The following is a 22,714-nucleotide window of genomic DNA, read 5'->3' as shown; positions in this document are numbered from 1 at the left end:
GAGAGGTCAATGCCTTTAACGCGATTGCTCAGTATTATGTTACTTAGCTTTTTACTCATGGCTTGTGGCGGAGGTGGGACGCTTGAAAAAGATGGCACAGTGGGTGGTGATACTGATACCGACACAACTGTTTATACATTAACTCTTCAAGGGTATTCTCAAACTAGTGACTCTGAATCAAATGCAGTAACTGCTGACGCGCCAATAGATTTACGTGTAACACTTAAACAAAATGATACCCCAGTTGCAGGTAGACGCATAACGTTCAGTTTAGCTGATGGTGTGGGTGAACTTAATCCAGAGTCGGCATTAACCCAAAGTGACGGTATTGCCACTGTTGAACTTTCTGCGGGAACAATTACAGGCGCGGGAGAAGTTACTGCGACGTATACTATTGATGGCGCATCGTATACAGACGTTTTTGATTTTCAGACTCAAACTGAAGTTATACCTAAAGTAGAGCTGGCCGTTAATTTACAAACATTAAATGGAGGAGAGGCCAGAAATGTAAATTTTTTAACGCCCGCAATTGCACAAGCAATACTTCTATTAGATGGTGAACCAGCTGCTTTTCAGCTAATACAATTTAATCTATCAGGCTTTGGAACAATAAATCCGTCTAATGGAACAGCAATGACCAATAATGAAGGCATTGCTAAAATAGATATACTTGCTGGCACTGAAGCTGGTGCAGGAACTGTTTCAGCTACTTATATTACTGAAGATGGCAGTAGTATAAACTCTAATGCTTATACTTACACTACAGCAGGCGACGCTCCTGTGCTGGGATTGTCGGAAGATTTTACGATTGATTTAAGCTTACTTTCGGCGACAACGCTGGCACAAACGAGCCAGATTAGTGCAAGTGAAAGTGGTTTAATTAAGGCGCTTGTTCTAGATTCTGATAGTCAACCGGCGGTTGGAGAAGTTGTTACCTTTAACTCATCGCTTGGTAGTTTATTGCCCAGTTCAGGGACTGCACTGACTGACTCAAAGGGCATAGCTACGCTCAATTTGACATCAGGAACAATTGAAGGGGCTGGTATTGTTACCGCTCAGTTTGAAGCGGTTGAATCTACATTGGGCTTTTATACCAGTGGGGATGCGATTGATCCAAATCAAAGCAGTGCCGATATAGCATTTACAATATTCCAAAACTGCCCACCTGACTTCAAAACGACGAAGGATGTGAGTTTATGTGAAGAGACTGCCGGTATTTCTGGTGATTCAATCGGCATCCTTTATATTAAAGTTAATAAAAAAGATTCAACTATACCACTAACTCAAACTCTCGTTACGGCAACAACAACGATTGGCTCTATTTCACCTACAACGGGCACCGCAATCACCGATGTAAATGGTATTGCAATACTTGATATTATCCCTGGCAGAGATGTAGGGGCTGGCGAAATAACTGTTTCAGTATTGGGGAGCAGCATTACCAAAGCATTTCAGATAGCTGCTGTAGATATTGATATTACTATAACAAGCTCTTTAGCTGATGATGAATTTCTAGCCGCAGGTGCTACAGCACTAATTTCTATTGAAATTACTAAAGATGGTGAAGCCTATACAACCCCATTAAATGTAGAATTTTCATCAGGCTGTGTTGCAAGTGGTTTAGCTGTGATGGATGAAGCTGTTACCAGCATTGGTGGTTTCGCTCGTTCAACTTACCGACCTTTAACGTGTGTTGGCGGCGATATTATTACTGCAACAGTTGTTACTGGTGGTGATACTGTATCAGGTACGGCAACGATTAATGTATCTCCAGCTGATATTGGCTTCATCCAATTTATTGAAGTAACACAACCTGTCATTTCATTAAAAGGTACAGGTGGAGCTAACAGAAGTGAAATTTCAGAAGTTAGATTTAAACTAATTGATTCTAACGGTAATGCACTAGCTTCTAGAACTGTCGACTTTACATTATCCACTTCAGTAGGTGGAATTACGCTTAGTACCGCTTCGGCTATCACCAATAGTGCTGGTGAGATACAGACTACAGTTCAGTCTGGTGCAGTTGCGACGCCTGTGCGTGTTATTGCTTCAAGTAAAGATGATGTTGGTGGCGAAACTGTGGTTGTAACAGCGCCTTCGGATATTTTAGTTATAAGCACAGGGATTGCTGATCAAAATAGCTTTTCACTATCTCGCTCAGAGTTTAATACGCATGGCTTAAATGTTGATGGGACTTTAGTATCTGTTAATGCGCGCTTAGCCGATCATTTTAATAACCCGGTACCAGATGGCACTGCTGTAAGTTTTATTACTGAAGGTGGTGTTATCGAACCAAGCTGTACGACTACGAATGGCGTTTGTAGTGTTACGTGGACAAGTAGTAATCCACGCCCGTTTACCGATTCAATGTACGAAAATACAATTGCTCAAAAATGTGATGGTGGATTACCGTGTCCATTAGGTATTTTAAATAATGATCTAACATTAGATTTACCATTAGGAGGGCGTGCAACCGTTCATGCATATGCTATTGGTGAAGAGACTTTTTCAGACTTAAATGGTAATGGTTACTTTGATAGCGAAGACTTCTTTGATGATTTATTTGATATTCCAGAAGCTTTTATTGATAACAATGAAGATGGCACTTTTGGCGGTAAAGACTGTAACGATGGAACGGATCCTTGTTCACGTGATAACTCAACAGGCGATGAGTTTGAAGAGTTTGTAGATTTTGATGGTAATGGTTCTTGGACTACAGAGAACGGTTTATATAATGGTTTACTATGCCGTCAAGAAGACGAAACTGCTGGTATATGCAGCCGCCAAATGGTTAACGTATTTCAAAACCAAGAAATTGTAATGTCTGGTGATGCTGCTTTCTTTAGGTTAATAACTTATGCCAATGATTGTGCTGCTATTACAGGCGTAACAGCGACTGAGGTGCGTGTAAATAGTGACCCTACAGGGCCTTTAGTGCGTAGTTCAACAGGCCAGCTAATGTGTGGAGTTGATTCAATAGACTTAACAGAAGCGACAGGAACTAATAGTGTTGGATTAACCGTGTTCATAGCTGATGCCTATAATAACCCTTTACCCGTTGGGAGTGAGGTAAGTATCGCCTCTGAAAATGGTATTCTAACGGGCACTAACAGTTATATCTTTCCTAATACAACAAGTTTTGTGCCTGTAGGTATTTCCTTTGGTATAACAAGAGAGCCAGCCGATGGAAGAAATGATATAACTGATGGTTTTTTAACAATTAGTGTTGAAGCTACATCGGGTCTTATTTCGTCAACTTCAATTGCAGTTACTGACGACGCTAAGCTATAATTTTATGATGTTTTAAAAATATGCCAACCTTTAGGTTGGCATTTTTGTTTGTGTTCTATATATTCCACAACAATTATTCTAAAAACACCTGTTTGTTTAAATTAGCAACAGAAATTGTTCGTTTATTCAGTAAATACTGAAAAGTTTGTATTAAAAGCTTGTAACAACTAGTGTTTGTAGATATACCTATAAATATTCGCGCCGCTTAGAGCGGTAAACACATTTTTAATATTTGGTTAGAAATAGGCAACTATGGGCAAATCGCTAGTAATTGTAGAGTCACCTGCTAAGGCTAAAACAATTAATAAATATTTAGGTAATGATTTCATCGTAAAGTCTAGTATCGGACATGTACGAGATTTACCTACTTCGGGTTCGAGCAAAGCTAAAGTGCCGGCAACTAAAACGCCAGCAGAAGTTCGTAAATTGCCACCTGAAGAAAAAGCAGCGTATAAAAAACAACGAGATTATACCAACTTAGTCGCACGTATGGGAATTGACCCTGAACAAGGCTGGGAACCGCATTACGAAATATTGCCGGGTAAAGAAAAAGTTGTCCAAGAATTACAAAAACTGGCAGAAAATGCAGATCAAATATATCTCGCAACGGATTTGGATAGAGAAGGGGAAGCGATTGCTTGGCACCTTCAAGAAATCATTGGTGGAGAGCCTGAAAAGTATAAACGCGTAGTTTTTAACGAAATTACTAAAAATGCGATTCAACAAGCGTTCGAAACGCCGGGTGAGTTAAATACCGATATGGTTTTTGCTCAGCAAACGCGACGCTTCTTAGATCGCGTTGTTGGCTTTATGGTGTCGCCATTACTGTGGGCAAAAGTCGCTCGCGGACTTTCTGCAGGTCGAGTTCAATCAGTTGCAGTGCGTTTATTAGTTGAACGTGAACGTGAAATTAAGGCATTTATACCAGAAGAGTTTTGGGATATTCATGCTGATGTTAAAAACACAGAGTCAGAGTTACGTTTAGAAGTAACCAAACAAGACGACAAGCCATTTAAGCCAGTAAATGAAGCTCAGGCTAGCGCAGCAGTTAAAAGCCTTGAGAATGCCAAATATAAAGTTGTTAATGTTGAAGAAAAACCAAGTAAGAGTCGTCCAAGTGCGCCTTTAATTACTTCAACAATGCAACAAGCGGCAAGTACACGTTTAGGTTATGGCGTTAAAAAGACCATGATGCTTGCTCAGCGTTTGTATGAAGGTGGTTACATTACGTATATGCGTACCGATTCAACTAATCTGTCAAAAGATGCAGTTGCTATGTGTCGTGAATATGTAACGGAGCAATTTGGTGAAAAATATTTACCAAAAGATCCAATTAACTACAGTTCTAAAGGCAATGCACAAGAAGCGCATGAGGCTATTCGTCCATCAAGTGTAACAGTGCTTTCTGGTCACATTGAAGGCGTTGACGCTGATGCTAAAAAATTATACGAGCTTATTTGGCGTCAATTTGTTGCATGTCAAATGGTGCCTGCAGAATATGATCTAACTACTTTGACTGTTGCAGCAAACGATTTTCAGCTCAAAGCAAAGGGTCGCGTATTACGCTTTGATGGTTGGACTAAAGTACAACCTGCAATTCGCAAAAAGAATGAAGAAGATCAATCATTACCACCGGTTACGTTAGGTGAAACACTGACTCTTGTTGAGCTTGATCCTAAGCAACATTTTACCAAGCCGCCTGCGCGTTTTAGTGAAGCGAGTTTGGTTAAAGAGCTTGAAAAACGAGGCATCGGTCGTCCTTCTACGTACGCATCTATTATTTCAACGATTCAAGACCGTGGTTATGTACGTGTTGAAAATCGCCGTTTCTTCGCTGAAAAAATGGGTGAAATTGTTACCGATCGTTTAGTTGAAAACTTTACAGATTTAATGAATTTTGACTTTACCGCTAAAATGGAAGGTCGGCTAGATGATATCGCGGAAGGCGAGCGCGTTTGGACTGAAGTACTTGATAAATTCTATGCTGATTTTTCAACGCAACTAACTGTCGCCAAAGATGAGCCAGAACAAGGTGGTATGCGTCTTAACGAGATGGTTGAAACAGATATTGAATGCCCTACGTGTAGCAGAAAAATGGGTATACGCACGGCCTCAACCGGTGTTTTCTTAGGGTGTACTGGTTATAGCCTTCCACCAAAAGAGCGTTGTACTACAACGATGAACTTGGTATCGGGTGATGAAGCTGTAGCTGCAGATGTTGAAGATGTAGAAACTGAAAAGTTAATGCAAATGAAGCGTTGTCCAATTTGTGAAACAGCAATGGACTCATACCTAATTGACGAAACTCGTAAATTGCACGTGTGTGGTAATAACCCCGCATGTAAAGGCCATGTAGTTGAGGAAGGTACCTTTAAAATTAAAGGCTATGATGGACCAATTATCGAATGTGATAAATGTGGTTCGGACATGGAGCTTAAATCGGGTCGCTTTGGTAAGTACTTTGGCTGTAATAACGAAGAATGTAAAAATACTCGTAAGCTACTTAAAAATGGCGAAGCAGCGCCGCCAAAAGAAGATCCTGTTCACATTACTGAATTAGAATGTGAAAAATCAGATGCGTATTTTGTTTTACGTGATGGCGCTGCGGGTATATTTTTAGCCGCAAATACTTTTCCTAAGTCACGTGAAACACGTGCACCTAAGGTAGAAGAGTTAAAACGCTTTAGAGACCGCATTTCGCCTAAGTTTTATTATTTAGCAGATGCACCAGCTAAAGATCCTGATGGTAATCTTGCTGTTGTACGCTATAGCCGTAAAAATAAATCTCAGTATGTTATGACTGAAGTTGACGGTAAAGCTACCGGCTGGACTGCTCATTATGAAGCGGGTAAATGGACCGAAGAAGCGAAGAAAAAAGCAGCACCTAAAAAGAAACCAGCGGCTAAAAAAGCCCCTGCTAAAGCAAAGGCTAAGCCAAAAGCAAAAAAAGAGGCTGAATAAGTAAATAATCGCTTATTCATCGCTTTTAAAAGCTAAAAAAACCGGAACGCACAGCTTGTGTCGATTCCGGTTTTTTTTATTTATTTATATGTACTTCGCAATGGCTTTGTTAGCCGCACATATAATACCAACCTGCATAAATATTTGAACAATTTATCGAATTAAATCACTCTACAACGTTGTTAAAAATTTTTATTTAGAACAACTAGATACAAAATTTTTGCTTAGTTCTAGCGCGATTTTCTTATCGTTAAATAGACCACATATACAAGCAGATTGGTATGAATATTATTAAATTTTTACAGAAGATATTTTCTTGTATCCTTCTGATTCAAGTTCATCATTTACACACTTTAATACGTATGCATTTAGATCTTCATTACTTACGTCGTCATCTTTAGCCCAGTTAACACACATTTCTGTGTATTCTTTTATTGTTTCGGCTGAGGCGTTTGTCGCATCGTCTGCTACTGCGTAAGTTGCAGATACTGCAAATAAAGGTGCTACGATTAATGCTAGCAATGCTTTGTTCATTCGTTTATTCCTAAAAAAATGGTGTGACGACTGAATTACGCTATTTAAGTTGAAGCGTAAAACAATAGTGCCCAGTACAGAACAATTCTGTTGGTATGCTGATTTTTAAACGAAATTGAGATAAAAGATAACGAAATATTTTTATCGTGAAGATGAGTAATTCATCTATCGGTATTTTCACATCATTGTGTTGTTGTGAGTTATAAGCTAAGGTCGCTTTTTTAAATTAAAAGACCAAAAAATGTCATCACATACACCTCAAAAAAAGCCACGCCAAGCGAATAAATTAGAGCATGCGTTAGAATCTTTTATCTTTAAAGGACGTTGGCTTCTGGCCCCATTTTTTGTTGGTTTACTCTTTGCAGTTGTATTGTTACTAATAAAATTTTTTAAACAGCTTTATTTAATGGGTATTGCGACGTTTTCAGCAACTAATCAAGAATTACTTGTTGGCATTTTAACCTTAGTCGATACCGCACTATTAGCAGGGCTATTACTAATCATCACATTCAGCGGTTACGAAAACTTTGTTTCAAAGCTTGATATTGATAATCATGAAGACAGACCATCTTGGATGGGGAAAGTCGGTTTTTCAGGGCTAAAAATGAAACTAATAAGCGCAATCGTGGCTATTTCAGCTGTTGAATTATTAAAAGTATTTATTAACTCAGGTGCATACCCAAACGATGAATTACTGTGGAAGGTGATTATTCATGTTACGTTTGTTATGTCTGGTGTTCTATTTGCGCTAACTGATTACTTAAACAGTAAAACCCAAAGTCATTAGAAAAATTAAATGTACAAAAAAGCCCAAGTAATTTACTTGGGCCTTTTATGTTTAGAGCTTAGCTGTAACATTAAGTGTAACTATTGATGTCATTAACACTCTGCATAAAAGCAAGCGTAAGGCTCAAGTGTTAGTGTATCTTGGCTTAATTTTGCGCTGTGATGGCTAAGCTCAGTGTATTCTTTAACGATTGATGTTGGCATATCAATACTTGCTTGTTGAAAGCTTAGATTAAACATGCAAAGCATTCTTTGCGTTCCAAGGGTTCTATAAAAAGCAAGCACAGGCTCAGGCGTTTCAATAAACTCAATATCACCCTCAAGCAAAACCGTTTGCTTTTTTCGCCAGGTCATAAATTCACGGTAGGCATTTAAAATTGAGTTGTTATCATTTGTTTGCATCGCAACTGATTGTTTTTTGTGTGCATCATCTACTGGGAGCCAAGGCTTGGCTTCACTAAACCCAGCGTGCTGCGATCCAGTTTGCTCCCAAGGCATTGGCGTTCTACAGCCATCACGCCCTTTAAAGTTAGGCCAAAACGTTATGCCATACGGGTCTTGTAAGTCTTCAAAGGCAACACTTGCTTCACCTAACCCTAATTCTTCACCTTGGTACATACACACGCTGCCACGAAGAGAGGCAAGTAGGGCGGTTAACATTTTACATTGCTGAGAGTTGATTTTGCCGTTTTCGCTCCAGCGGCTTGCTACGCGCTCTACGTCATGATTGCTAAATGCCCAGCATGGCCAGCCCTCAAGCATATGTTGTTCTAGGGTTTGAACCGTAGTTCTAATATATTCACTTGAGTAATCATTTGTTAAAAGCTCAAAGCTATAACCCATATGAAGTTTGTCGCCGCCTTGAGTATATTCTGCCATAGTTGCTAACGAATCTTCTGACGATATTTCCCCAAGTGATACAGTACCTGGGTATTTATTAAGTAATGCACGAATATCTTGCATAAACTCAATGTTTTCTGGCTGAGTATTGTTGTAATAATGGTACTGAAACGCATACGGATTATCTTCACTAAAACCACGGCCTTGACGCTTATCTTTTGGTTTAGCTGGATTATCGCGTAGTCGTGCATCGTGATAACAAAAATTAATAGCATCGAGTCTAAAACCATCAACGCCTTTTTTAAGCCAAAACTCTACATTATCAAGCACTGCTTTTCTTACATCTGGATTATGAAAGTTAAGATCCGGTTGTTCGGTTAAAAAATTATGCAAGTAGTATTGCCCGCGACGAGGTTCCCACTGCCAAGCCCCACCACCAAAAATAGAAAGCCAGTTATTTGGCGCTGTACCATCTTCTTTTGCATCGGCCCAAACATACCAGTCGGCTTTATCGTTTATTAAATTATCGCGGCTATCTAAAAACCACTGATGTTGATCAGAGGTGTGACTTAATACCTGATCAATAATTATTTTAATATCACGATCATGGGCTTGGCTTATTAGCTCATCAAAATCGTTTAAATCACCAAAAAGCGGGTCAATGTCGCGGTAGTCACTAATATCGTAGCCAAAGTCTTTCATTGGCGATTTGAAAAAAGGTGAAATCCAAATAGCATCAACGCCTAAGCTTTTAATGTAATCAATACGATTAATAATTCCTTTTAAATCACCAATACCATCGTTGTTGCTATCTTGAAAGCTACGCGGATAAACCTGATAAATAACCGCACCTTTATACCACTGCTTTTGGGTCATGCTTTTCTCCGTCATTCCACACAGTATTTAGACTATTCTTATTTGTGATTAAGATTAATCACGTTATTTGAAAAAGCATACGTGAAGCCTTGAACACTGTAAAAATCCTGCATACGTATGCACTAAAATTAATACAATTAAATTATTAAAAATAAGTACTTAGGCATCATTAAAAATGTTCGATTTGTGTGTTTTTTTGTTTACCAATTATATAATTTAGCTATTTTCTTACTCGAACTAAACCTAATAGCTTGTCCTATAAGGGAAATATATTTTATGTTTCACCTTTAATGGTCTGACCAATTCAACACTTGGTTGATGCTTAATAGTTCTTATTTTCCATAGCGGTACTAATTAGTTTCACTTTGTTTACATCAAGGTCAGTGAGCTATTAACTGTTAATAGAGTAAATTTAACGAGCAATGTTTTACAATTGAATTTATTTGTTTTTATATGTAATTAAATCAATTGGTTAGTCTTTGTTTTTTCAAGTTTATGTTAATGTTAAATCCTTCTGTAACGGTTGAATACGTATGCATAAAGTTGTTAATAAAATAAAGCTGGCGTTAATATTCATCCTGACAACAAAATTAGCTCGCCTGTTTGACTATCACTCAAACAATGAATGCGGGTATCACAATATGGGTAACGGGAAACATTATGTCTATGTTCAAACCAAGTATATTAACTTTGGCATTAACAGCTGCAGGCTTATCAAGCTTTGCAACACTAGCTGCTCAAGAAAATACAATAAAAAAAGATGACGTAGAGGTTATTGAGGTTAAAGGCTTTCGTGGCAGCTTAATTGAATCTATAAACACTAAACGCTTTTCTACACAGGTTGTAGAATCTATTTCTGCAGAAGATATAGGTAAGCTACCTGATTCGTCTATTGCTGAGTCTATTGCACGTTTACCAGGTTTAACTGCACAACGTTTAGATGGCCGAGCAAGTCGTGTGAGTGTTCGTGGTTTCAGTGAAGATGAAAGTGCGACCACTTTTAATGGCCGTGAGCAAGTGTCTATTGGTGACAACCGAGGCGTAGAGTTTGATCTTTACCCATCTGAAATAATGAGCGGTGTTACTGTTTATAAAACACCTAATGCCAGTATTGAAGCCGAAGGTATTGCTGGTGTCATTGACATGCAAACGGTTAAGCCTTTAAGTAAAGGTGAACGTGTTGTTATGTTTAATGGTCAGCTTGAAAAAACAAGCTTTGACAAGTTAAACCCAGATGGCGATAACCAAGGTTTCCGTGGCACTTTTTCGTATATTGACCAATTTGCAGATGACACTATTGGTGTGGCATTCGCGTATAACAAAATGAGTTCTCCAAACCAAGAAAAGCGTTGGAATTCATGGGGTTACCCTGACTACAGCGTTTCTGAAAATAAACTTAAAGACGATACAACGGTTGGTCCATATAGCTCAATACTAGGTGGCGCTAAACCTTATGTGCGTTCATCTACATTAGATCGTGACTCAGCAATGCTGGTTATAGAAGCATCTCCGAATGATCGCTTGAATATGACATTCGATGCATTATATGTTGATTTTTCTGACGAAAGAATTTTACGCGGTATTGAAATTCCATTTGCATGGGGTCAAAGCAAAATAGAACCAAACAGTGTTACTGTAGACGAAGAATCTGGTTTTATTACTAGCGCTAAGCTGCAACAAGGACAACGTGTTGTTGTTCGAAATGATTATGAAGAACGTAATGCTGAACTAAAGCAATTCGGTTTTAATACAAAATACGATATTAATGATGCATGGTCTGTAGAGTTTGATGCAAGTGTATCTGAAGTAGAACGTCAGCTTTGGAGTATAGAAAGCTACTCAGGAACTGGTCGCGGAGACAGTAATGGTGTTGCTGATAACTTAGGTTATACCTTTAATGGTGGCAACACGGGCGCGCAATTTACCCATGAACTTGATTACAGTGACTATAACTTAATTCAACTAGGTGGACCGTTATCTTGGGGCGCAAGCTCTGCGTTAAATGATAAATACGGCCTAAATGATACGCCTTACCAAAATACAGCACAAGATGGCTTCATCAACGCACCAGAAATTAATGATGAGCTTCAAACATTAAAGTTAGCTGCTAGCAAAGTGCTTGAAAATGACTACATAAGCGCTATTAAATTCGGTATTTCGTACCGTGACCGTGAAAAAACTAAAAAGTCAGAAGGTTATTTTATGACTTTGAAAGATTTTTCACTTGATAACCCAGGAATGGTCTCAGTACCTGAAAAATACCGTTTGGGCACTGCAAGTTTAGACTTTATTGGTATGGGTAATATGATTGCTTATGACACTAATGGTCTGGTTAATGACGGTTACTACAATCTCCTACAAGAGAGCTTAACAGATCAAAAACATAAAACGCAGTCTTGGACAGTACAAGAACAAGTTACAGCTTTATTTTTGCAAGCAGATATTAATACTGAACTAGGTTCAATTCCTGTTTCAGGTAACGTTGGTGTGCGTTATGTTAAAACGGAACAATCATCACAAGGTTCTGCTGCGACGACCGAAAACGGTTTAGTTGTTGTATCTCCAACAGACATTAGCCATGATTACTCGCATGTATTACCTAGCTTAAACTTATCATTTGCAATAGATGAAAAACAAACTGTTCGTTTTGGTGCCGCTAAAACTATTTCTCGTGCTCGTTTAGATGAAATGAATGCCTCTGTTAATGCAACATATAGCCCAACTCAAGACTCTAACGGTAATAACTGGAGTGTATCTGGTGGTAATCCGCAGCTTGAGCCTAAAGAAGCCACTGGTTTTGATTTAAGCTATGAAAACTATTTTCATGAAGAAGGTTATTTTGCAGCAGCGTATTTCTATAAAGATATTTCTACTTGGATTTTTGACGGTAAGTACGCAATAGATATGACTGGTGTCGCTAATCCATCAACAGGTGAAATACCAGAAAATAGCCAAGGTTCTGGCTCAGGCAAAGTAAATGGTGGCGGAGGTGACCTTTGGGGTTACGAGCTATCTCTTTCTTTACCATTGAGTATATTTAGTTCATCACTGGAAGGCTTTGGCTTAATTGCCAGCCATACTGGTGTAGAGCAAGATATTGAAGATCAAAATGGGAATGAATATGAACTGCCAGGTTTATCAGAGAAGATCGATAGCTTAACTTTTTATTACGAAAGAAATGGCTTTCAAGCGCGTACAAGTATGCGTAAACGCTCTGACTTTAAAGGTAATGTTAACGGCTTAGGACTTGCGGCTACGCAAGTAGATATTAAAGGCGAAACAATTTGGGATATTCAAACTGGATATGATTTTGCTGAATCTGGCTTACAAGGTCTGGAAGGGTTATCTGTTACATTCCAAATTCAAAACTTAACCGAAGAACCATTTACTTCGCTTTCGGGTGATAACAATTTACAAGTACGTGACTACCAAGATTACGGTCGCACTTACTTGTTAGGCTTTAGCTACAAGCTATAATAAAAATTGTGTGTAGAAGCCCTTGTGATTTATTTTACAAGGGCTTTTTTATAGCTACTTTACCTAACTTTTTAATCATACTTTGATTTAATAAAACGTGGATAATAAGATGAAATCAATAAAACACGTCGTGATCGCAGGCGGTGGTACTGCAGGTTGGATAACTGCAGCACTGCTTAATAAAGTGTTAGGTAAAGTAATTAATATCACATTAATAGAGTCATCATCTATTGGCACCGTGGGAGTTGGAGAAGCAACCATACCACCTATTATCCAACTTAATAACGCATTAGGCATTAACGAAAAAGAGTTTATAAACGAAACCAACGCAACAATTAAACTCGGTATTGAATTCGAAAACTGGAAAAAACCAACGCACAGTTATATGCATGCGTTTGGCCCGATTGGAAAAGACTTCCCGTTTTGCGACTTTTATAACTTTTGGTTAAAAGGTCGAATCACGGGTTACGAAGACGATTTATGGGATTTTTCGTTAAATTACCAAGCCGCTAAACAGCATAAATTTGCTCCCTTAAACACAATACCCAATACCCAATTACCTGGGCTAAGTTACGCTTATCATTTTGACGCCACACTTTACGCTGAATATTTAAAAAAGCTGGCAATATCGCGTGGTGTAAAACACATTGATGCCAAAATTAGTGAGGTTACACAATGTTTAGCAACGGGTAATGTAGAAACACTCATACTCGATGATAATAAGCAAATCAACGGTGATTTATTTATAGATTGCACAGGGTTGCGTGCGTTGCTTATTGAGAAAACACTCAATACCGGATTTGTAGATTGGTCTCATTATTTACCATGCGATAGTGCCATCGCAGTACAAACAAAATCAAACGATGAATTAAAACCTTATACGCAATCAATTGCGCACAGTGCCGGTTGGCAGTGGCAAATTCCGTTACAAAGCCGAATAGGCAATGGCTTGGTTTATTGTAGTCGTTATTTATCGGATGAAGACGCAAAGGCGTTGTTGCTTAATAACTTACCGGCAGATCCAATAACAGAACCTAGATTTATTAAATTCAAAACAGGTAGACGTGTAAAACAATGGCATAAAAATGTAGTCGCGGTTGGTTTATCAAGTGGCTTTTTAGAGCCATTGGAATCTACAAGCATTCACTTAATTCAAAGCGCAGTTACACGGCTGATTAAATTATTTCCACACCATGGTATCAGCGATGCGTTAGCAAGCGAGTTTAATAAACAAAGCGTGACAGAAATAGAGCACATGCGCGATTTTATTATTTTGCATTACAAACTTACAGAGCGGGGCGACTCTGCATTTTGGCGTCAGTGTAAGCAAATGGAAATTCCCGACTCATTGGCTCATAAACTCAGTTTATTTAAACACACAGGCAAGGTAGTCCGTGAAAACGACGAGTTATTTGCTGAAGTTGCTTGGCAGCAAGTGATGATTGGACAAGGCTTAATACCTGATGACTATTGCACTATTGCTAATTCGTTTACGGACGAGCAGTTAAGTGATTTGTTTATTAGTTTAAAAACATTAGTAAATTCGACAGTTGAAAAACTTCCTACCCACAAAGAATTTTTAGCCAGTATTAAAAGGGCGTCATAATGCGATTTATACAGCAAATACTCTTACTCTGTTTATATACTATACCAAGCATGTCTTATGCTCTTAGCGTTGAACCAGCTAATTGGTGGGTGGGCATGAAAAAAAATACAATTACGCTAATGTTGCATGAACAAAACATTGCAAACACCCAATTTAAGCTTTTACCTTATCAAGGAGTTGAGCTGGCCAATATTACGCGCACCGAAAACCCTAATTACGTATTTTTACATATAGCCATTAGCGATACAGCTCAAGCAGGCACATTAAAATTTAATAGCAATGGTAAGAATAATTTCATTTTCTCTTTACTTGAGAGAACAAAAAATAGTGCTGTGCGAGAAGGTTTTAGCAGTAAAGATACTGTGTATTTAATTAACCCTGACCGTTTTGTAAATGGCGATAAACAAAATGACACCGTGAGCGGTATGTTGGAGGAAGTAAATCCAACATTTAAAGGAGGGCGACACGGTGGTGATATACAAGGTGTTATTAATGCATTGCCATATTTAAAAGATTTAGGTGTAACGCAGTTATGGTTAACGCCGGTACTTGAAAACAACATGCCCGATTACTCTTATCACGGTTATGCTATTACTGATTTTTATAACGTAGACCCACGCATGGGTTCTAATTCACTTTATAAATCGCTCTCAGTAAAGGCCAAAGAGCAGGGTATAGGCTTGGTAATGGATATGGTGCTTAATCACTTTGGTGCTGAGCATACATGGATGAAGGATAAACCGAGCAAAGATTGGATCAACTTTAATGGCGAATTTGAAAATGGTAAAAATGCGACAAGCCATGCCCGCCAAACAATTCAAGACCCACACGCAAGCGATTACGATAAACGCCAGTTTAACGATGGCTGGTTTGTAGCCAGCATGCCGGACTTAAACCAGCGCCAACCACTCTTGAGCGAATATTTAACTCAAAATGCGATTTGGTGGATTGAATACGCAGATTTAAGTGGTATTCGCGTTGATACTTACTCTTACTCAGATAAAGCATTTTTGAGCGATTGGACAAAAGCAATTATGCAAGAGTATCCGGATTTTAATATTGTAGGAGAAGAGTGGACCTCTAACCCTGCTATTGCCTCTTACTGGCAACGTGGTAAGCATAACCAAGATGGCTATACGTCAAGCCTACCAAGCGTTATGGACTTTTCGTTGCAAGAGGTGGTAATTCAAGCGCTAAACGAAGATGAAAGTTGGAACACCGGTTGGGTTAAAGTATATGAATCGTTAGCTAATGATTTTTTATACCCTGATACCAATAACATTATGGTATTTGCAGATAATCACGATATGAGCCGCGTTTACACTGAACTTGGCCAAGACGAAGCCAAAACTAAAATGGCAATGACCTTGTTTTTAACCACACGAGGTATAGCCCAAATGTACTACGGTACGGAAGTGCTATTAGATAACACCCCAAGTAAAGACCATGGTGATATTAGAATAGACTTCCCAGGTGGATTTAAAGGCCAAACTCGTAACGCCTTTACGGGCGAGGGGCTAACAAAACAGCAAAAAGAGATGCATAAAACAATTAGCACCTTGCTTAACTTTAGAAAAAGTAGCCCAGCACTTGATAAAGGAAAGCTTGTACACTTTACGCCTCAACAAGGTGTGTATAGTTACGCGCGTATTAGCGACGAGCAAACTGTGTTGGTATTTATGAATAAAAACACAAAAGAGCTAACTAAGAATATTGAGTATATGCAGGAAGTAATACCAAAAAATACCAAAGCACTTAACTTATTCACCCACAAAACACAGGTGTTGGGTAATACAGTTGCTTTACCGGCAATGAGTGCAACGGTATTAATTATAAATACCTCTCAATAGTTTACCTGAATACGTATGCAGCAACTGTATGGTTGCTGCAGTAATCTTTAGTATAAAGTTAATAACAATACTGACAAAAAAGACACACAATGAAAAAATCAGTTTATGTACCCGCAGTACTTTGTAGTGCACTTATTGCTACAGGGTGTTCAGAAAACAACAAACCTGAACAACAACAAACACCCGCACACATGCAAAATGAGCTTACCAAGCCGGTTGTATATCAAGTATTTACCCGTTTGTTTGGTAATACTGAAACTGCCAATGTGCCATGGGGCACTAAAGAGCAAAATGGTGTAGGTAAATTTGCCGACTTTAACGATGCAGCCCTAAAAGGCATTAAAGAGCTAGGTACAACACACGTTTGGTATACCGGTGTGTTACACCACGCCTTAGTAGGCGATTACACCGACTATGGGATCTCACAAGATGACCCCGATGTAGTAAAGGGCCGTGCAGGTTCACCGTATGCAATTAAGGATTACTACGATGTTAACCCCGACTTAGCCGTTAATGTGACGAACCGTATGGGAGAGTTTAGCCAGCTCATTGAGCGTACACACAGCCATGGCATGAAAGTAGTTATTGATATAGTGCCTAACCATGTTGCCCGTAATTATCAATCGCTAGGCAAGCCTAAAGGCGTTAAAGACTTTGGCGAGCAAGATGACACGACTAAAGCGTACGATAAAAACAATAATTTTTACTACGTACCAGAGCAGTCTTTTCAGGTGCCAACATCGCCAGAGTATAAAGTGCTAGGCGGGAATGCTCATCCTCTTGTTGATGGTTTTTTTGATGAAACACCCGCCAAATGGACAGGTAATGGTGCTCGATCTCCAAAACCAGATATGAACGATTGGTACGAAACAGTAAAAGTGAATTACGGTGTAAAGCCTGATGGCAGCTACGACTTTGTAGAGTTACCAAATGAATACAAAAATAAAGATTACCGTGCTCACTACGCGTTTTGGCAAGATAAAGAGCTCCCTAACAGCTGGTACAAATTTAGAGACATTGCGCTTTTTTGGTTAGATAAAGGTGTTGATGGCTTTAGGTACGACATGGCCGAAATGGTGCCGGTTGAATTTTGGAGCTTTTTAAACTCATCAATAAAAATGCAAAAACCTGATGCATTTTTACTTGCCGAAGTTTACAACCCAAAAATGTACCGTGCTTATATCCATCAAGGTAAAATGGACTATTTATACGATAAGGTCGGTTTTTACGATACCTTAAAAGCAATTATGCAAAGCAAGCAAGCTGCTAATACTATTTTTGCAGCCCAAAGCCAAGTTACTGATATTGAAGCGCACATGCTGCATTTTTTAGAAAATCACGATGAACAGCGTATCGCAAGCCCAGACTTTGCAGGCAAAGCCGTGTGGGGTAAACCAGCCATGGTGGTTTCAAACCTGATTAGCCGTGCACCCACTTTATTATATTTTGGCCAAGATGTAGGGGAGGATGGATCTGAATATGCAGGCTTTGGCTTACCAACCCGCACCAGTATTTTTGATTACATTGGCGTACCAGCGCATCAAGCATGGATGAATAGCGGTAAGTTTGACGGCGCTAATTTAACAAAAGAGCAAGTAGCACTTCGTGATTACTATAAAGCCATTCTGTCACTTAATAGTTTACCTGCAGTGGTGGGCGGTGAAATGAGTGAGCTTAGCGTTACAGGAAGTGAGCGAGTTGTAGGCTTTACCCGCAAACTTGGCCAACAAATACTTTACGTATTAAGTAACTTTAGCGAACAATCTCAAACAATTACGGTTAATTTATCAAAAGTGCAATTAGCGGGACTCAGCGAATACACTCAATTGCATGACTTACTTGAGCAGCATAGCACCGAAATTACATCAGGGTCTCAAGGCGCAACCTTCACACTTACACTTGATGCATTTAGCAGCGCAGTATTAACAAATAAGGCTAATAATGAATAATCAAAATAATAGCGACAAGCCAACTCTAAGCTTTTGGCAAATATGGAACATGTGTTTTGGCTTTTTAGGCATACAGTTTGGTTTTGCCCTGCAAAACGGTAACGTGAGCCGAATATTTCAAACCCTTGGCGCACAAGTGGATGATATTCCTATTTTATGGGTAGCAGCACCGCTAACCGGTTTAATTGTGCAACCTATTATTGGTTATTGGAGTGATAAAACGTGGTGTCGTTTTGGTCGTCGTCGTCCATTTTTCTTTTTGGGTGCAATATTAACAACCATTGCATTGTTTATTATGCCGCATTCGCCAACATTGTGGATTGCTGCTGGTATGTTGTGGATTATGGATGCGTCAATTAACGTAACCATGGAACCATTTAGAGCGCTTGTAGGCGATAACTTGCCAGAAAAACAACGCGCTACCGGTTACGGGTTACAAAGTTTTTTTATTGGAATAGGTGCAGTTTTGGCATCAGCACTGCCATGGATGATGACAAATTGGTTTGATGTGAGTAACACGGCAGCTATTGGTGAAATACCAGACTCAGTTAAGTACTCATTTTACTGGGGTGGCGTTGTTTTACTAGCTGCTGTGTTGTGGACTGTTGCAAAAACAAAAGAATACACACCTGAGCAATTAGCTAAATTTGAGGCACAAAAAGGGCCAGTTGTAACGGCTGAAATTGCTGATATTAACTACAATAAAGGCGGCATTATATTTGTTGTATTAGGCCTTGCAACACTTGCCCTAGTGATGGGCTTAGCGCTTGAAAAAGAACTTTATTTATTAGCGGGTGGCTTACTTGCCTTTGGCATTGTGCAGTGGATAGCTGGTTTATTAAAAGCTAAAAATCACACTCAAGGGGGCTTTTATCAAGTAGTGCAAGATGTATTTACAATGCCAACTGCGATGAAGCAATTAGCTTGGGTGCAATTTTTTAGTTGGTTTACCTTATTTGCGATGTGGATTTATACCACGTCGGCAGTAACAAGCTTTCATTATGGGAGTAGCGATACAACATCAAAAGCGTTTAACGATGGCGCTGATTGGGTCGGTATTTTATTTGCGGCTTACAATGGATTCGCTGCTATTGCCGCAATGTGCATTCCATTCTTAGTTAAAAAAATGGGCTTAAAAGGCGCGCATTGTTTTAACTTATTACTAGGCGCATTAGGCCTTGCCAGCTTTATGTTTATAACAGACCCCAAAATGCTGCTTATTCCTATGATTGGTGTTGGTTTTGCGTGGGCTTCAATATTGTCACTGCCTTATGCAATGCTAAGTAACTCATTACCGAGTAATAAAATGGGTGTTTATATGGGAATATTTAACTTCTTTATTGTTATTCCACAGCTACTTGCAGCCAGTATTTTAGGGCTTATTTTGAGTCATGTGTTTTCTAATCAGCCCATTTACGCTTTGTTAATTGGTGCTGCGTCATTTGTATTAGCAGCCATTGCTGTTATGCGCGTTAAAAATTCTAATTAAGAGTAAAAAAATGAAAAACTATAACCTAATTACTATTTCATTATTAGCACTTGGATTAACTGCATGCGGTGCTCAAAATACGAATCAGTCACAAACAGCACAAACATCTAAAACAACTGCGCCTGGTGCTCCGGGCAACGACCCGTTTTGGTCATACGCAGGTAAAACAGGGATTGGCACATCGTACGAGCAATACCAAAATGGTCATTACACAAGTGATGCACCAACAGGGGTAGTATCAAAAGTCTGGTTTTCAATAGCTAAAGGCATGATCACCGAAACTATGTTTGGCCTTATTCATCAAGCACAAATAAAAGATATGCAATTTGTGGTAACAGGAAAAGACTTTACTGTTAGCGAAGCAGACGATCTTGATGTCACTATTGATTATCTATACAAAGACGAGCAAGGCCGTCCGTTATCACTTGCTTATAAAATAGTAAGTAAAGATAAACAAGGCAGATTCACTCTTGAAAAACACGTTTTTACCGATCCTGATGGGCAAAGTTTATTTGTTCGTAGCGTGTTTAATACCGACCTTAAAGACGTTAAAGCCTATGTTGTGGTAAATCCATATATTGATAATAACGGCCTTGATGATTTTGCAAAAACTACCGAGCAAGGTTTAGTTGCTTGGCAAGGTGACAACTACTTAACATTGCAAGCAAATACTGAATTTGGCGCAAAAACGGTTGGCTTTACGGGTGTAAGCGATGGTTTGGATGAGCTTAAAAAGTCACAAGCATTAAATACCAGCTATAGCAATACTGGTGAGCAGTCAGGTAATGTCAGTTTACTTGCTGAGCTTGGCAATATTGAAAGTAATACCACGTTTGATTTAGTACTGAGCTTTGCACATAACGAGCAACAAAGTGCAGAGCAGGGCGCCCAAACATTAGCAAAAGGTTATCAAAGTGTACTTGATAACTACAATGGTAAAGGTGCGGCATTTGGTTGGCAAGATTACCTACAAAGCCTTACACCTATTAATAAAATGACGGGGCAAACGGCCGATAACGGTAAGTTACTTTATACCAGCGCAATGGTATTAAAAGCACAAGAAGACAAAACGCACGCAGGTGCGCTTATTGCGTCGTTGTCTAATCCGTGGGGCGAAACCGTATCGGCTAAAACAGGCTCAACTGGTTATAAAGCCGTGTGGGTACGAGATTTCTACCAAGTAGCTATGGCATTTATGGCACTGGGTGATACAGCTACAGCAAAAATAGCATTCGAATACCTTGAAAAAGTTCAAGTTAATAGCAAAACGCCAGGTAACAATGGCGATACAGGCTGGTTTTTACAAAAAACACATGTCGATGGCGAACTAGAATGGGTGGGTGTACAGCTTGATCAAACTGCGATGCCAATTATGCTTGCGTGGAAATTACACCAAGCAAATGTACTTAGTGATGCCGAGCTTAAAGACTGGTACGCACGTATGTTAAAACCAGCGGCGGATTTTTTAGTCGAGGGCGGCCTTGCTAAAATTTTGTGGAACGACACGCAAATTACACCACCGGCAACACAACAAGAGCGCTGGGAAGAGCAAAGCGGTTATTCGCCTTCAACTACAGCCGCAATAGTAGCAGGCCTTGTTACAGCCAGTGATATAGCAGCGCTTAGTGGCGATGATAAAAACGCACAGCGCTACCTAGCTACGGCTAAAAAGTATAACAACGATATTGAATCGCAAATGTTTACCACCGAGGGTAACTTAAAAAGCGAGAATAGCGATGGCGAATACTTTATCCGTATAGGCCAAGATACCGATGCAAACTCAAACACTAAGATTAACGCAAACAACGGGCGAGAAGGCTTTAATAAAAAACAGATTTTAGATGGCGGCTTCTTAGAACTAGTACGCTATGGCGTACGTGGTGCTAACGACGAAAGCATTGTTAAAACATTGCCTGAGTACGATGACGAAACGCTTGAAGATAACCTACAAGTTAAATACAGCTTTAGCTTTGACGACGGCAGCGGCACATTTGCAGGCTACCGTCGCTACGGTAATGATGGCTACGGCGAAGATGAAGTAACCGGTACTAATTACGCAGAGGGTGGCAGTAATACACCAGGCCAACGTGGTCGTGTATGGCCGTTTTTCACCGGTGAGCGTGGTCACTATGAAATAGCTGCAGCTAATGCGAACAACGCTCTGGATGATGCTAAACAAGCGCAAATTAAAAACAGCTATGTTAAAGGCTTAGAGCAATTTGCCAATGAAGGCATGATGTTACCAGAGCAAGTATGGGACGGCGTTGGTGTAAACAAAGCAGGTTATACACTGGGCGAAGGGACTAATTCAGCAACACCTCTAGCTTGGACACACGCAGAATACATTAAGCTGGTACGCTCACTCAGTGATAAACAAGTATGGGATCACTACCCAGTTGTTAAAAAAGCACTAAAATAGTAATTTTTCATATTTTTAAATTTAAAAGCCATGGTTTATAACCATGGCTTTTTAGTATCTGTGACCTAAGAGTTGTTAAGCTGACCTCCTTGCTTTTAGTTCATCAAATCTGATTATCCATAAAGCGTATGTTCACCTCAATCAGAACACTTTTATTGTGGCTGGTTGATCTTTCAGGATTTAAATGTGTTTTATCTAAATGCGGCTTAACCGAATGGAGCTGGTAACGGCTCCTGCGCTAATATAATGACTTACATCGCCTATGGTGAATAACCTCGACCCATAAGCGCCAATTTGCCTAAAACCAGACATACTGCTGTAAATTTAACCTCGAAAGGTAAATAGGCTCTAGTTAATTTATATCTATTTAACCTGAATTCTGGTTAAGAGATTTATGAACATATTGAACCACAATGATAGTTAAACTTATTTATCTCAAGCAGTTATTATCCAAAGTTCAGGTTATTTAATAATGATAAATATGACAACTTAATTTTTATTTACGTGTAATTTACTCGGGTTGTATTGCCAGTGCTTCGCTTTACCGTATTAGGGTAGTCAATGGGTGTAACTAATTTGTAACCTGTTAACAGGTAGTAAATAAAGCTGTTTTACATGCCTCTGACAACCCATACA

11 protein-coding genes are annotated in these 22,714 nt (G+C 39.3%); 9 read left to right on the top strand and 2 right to left on the bottom strand.

Annotated elements, in window-relative coordinates:
* Positions 1-9: 9 nt before the first annotated feature.
* Entirely contained in the window at positions 10-3,291 is a 3,282-nt protein-coding gene (locus D172_RS09880; protein WP_007375381.1) for a hypothetical protein, read from the top strand.
* Between the two features lie 252 nt (positions 3,292-3,543).
* Positions 3,544-6,252, top strand: coding sequence for a type I DNA topoisomerase (topA, locus tag D172_RS09875; RefSeq protein ID WP_007375380.1), 2,709 nt, complete (start codon positions 3,544-3,546; stop codon positions 6,250-6,252).
* Between the two features lie 291 nt (positions 6,253-6,543).
* On the opposite strand, the gene D172_RS09870 is transcribed toward topA, so the two are convergent.
* The gene (locus D172_RS09870; protein WP_007375379.1) at positions 6,544-6,786 is read right to left on the bottom strand and encodes a hypothetical protein; all 243 of its coding nucleotides are present in this window, start codon (positions 6,784-6,786) and stop codon (positions 6,544-6,546) included.
* A gap of 241 nt (positions 6,787-7,027) precedes the next feature.
* Between D172_RS09870 and D172_RS09865 the strand changes: the two genes are divergently transcribed.
* A complete protein-coding gene (locus D172_RS09865) occupies positions 7,028-7,573 on the top strand; it encodes a TIGR00645 family protein (RefSeq protein ID WP_007375378.1) in 546 nt (181 codons plus the stop codon).
* A 92-nt stretch (positions 7,574-7,665) separates the two neighbouring features.
* Here the strand turns inward: D172_RS09865 and D172_RS09860 are convergent, their stop codons facing one another.
* Positions 7,666-9,288 (bottom strand): alpha-glucosidase family protein, encoded by a 1,623-nt coding sequence (locus D172_RS09860; RefSeq protein WP_007375377.1) that lies wholly within the window; start codon positions 9,286-9,288, stop codon positions 7,666-7,668.
* A 660-nt stretch (positions 9,289-9,948) separates the two neighbouring features.
* Between D172_RS09860 and D172_RS09855 the strand changes: the two genes are divergently transcribed.
* The 6 genes from D172_RS09855 (at position 9,949) to D172_RS09830 (ending at position 22,078) form a co-directional block, all read left to right on the top strand.
* Positions 9,949-12,765, top strand: a complete 2,817-nt coding sequence (locus D172_RS09855) for a TonB-dependent receptor (protein ID WP_007375376.1) — start codon at positions 9,949-9,951, stop codon at positions 12,763-12,765.
* Between the two features lie 109 nt (positions 12,766-12,874).
* Complete coding sequence (locus tag D172_RS09850) at positions 12,875-14,371, top strand: tryptophan halogenase family protein (RefSeq protein WP_007375375.1); 1,497 nt, start codon at positions 12,875-12,877, stop codon at positions 14,369-14,371.
* Positions 14,372-14,421: 50 nt separating this feature from the next.
* Entirely contained in the window at positions 14,422-16,221 is a 1,800-nt protein-coding gene (locus D172_RS09845) for a glycoside hydrolase family 13 protein (protein WP_420713809.1), read from the top strand.
* An 89-nt stretch (positions 16,222-16,310) separates the two neighbouring features.
* Positions 16,311-18,170, top strand: coding sequence for an alpha-amylase family protein (locus D172_RS09840; RefSeq protein ID WP_007375373.1), 1,860 nt, complete (start codon positions 16,311-16,313; stop codon positions 18,168-18,170).
* Entirely contained in the window at positions 18,163-19,659 is a 1,497-nt protein-coding gene (locus D172_RS09835; RefSeq protein WP_007375372.1) for an MFS transporter, read from the top strand. The genes D172_RS09840 and D172_RS09835 overlap by 8 nt, the downstream gene beginning before the upstream one ends.
* Positions 19,660-19,669: 10 nt before the next feature.
* A complete protein-coding gene (locus D172_RS09830) occupies positions 19,670-22,078 on the top strand; it encodes a glycoside hydrolase family 15 protein (protein WP_007375371.1) in 2,409 nt (802 codons plus the stop codon).
* Positions 22,079-22,714 lie beyond the last annotated feature (636 nt).

The sequence above is a fragment of the Pseudoalteromonas sp. Bsw20308 genome (assembly GCF_000310105.2).
Lineage (GTDB): Bacteria > Pseudomonadota > Gammaproteobacteria > Enterobacterales > Alteromonadaceae > Pseudoalteromonas > Pseudoalteromonas fuliginea.
Note: the sequence above shows the minus strand (reverse complement) of the source record. Positions and strands in the feature narration are given on the sequence as shown.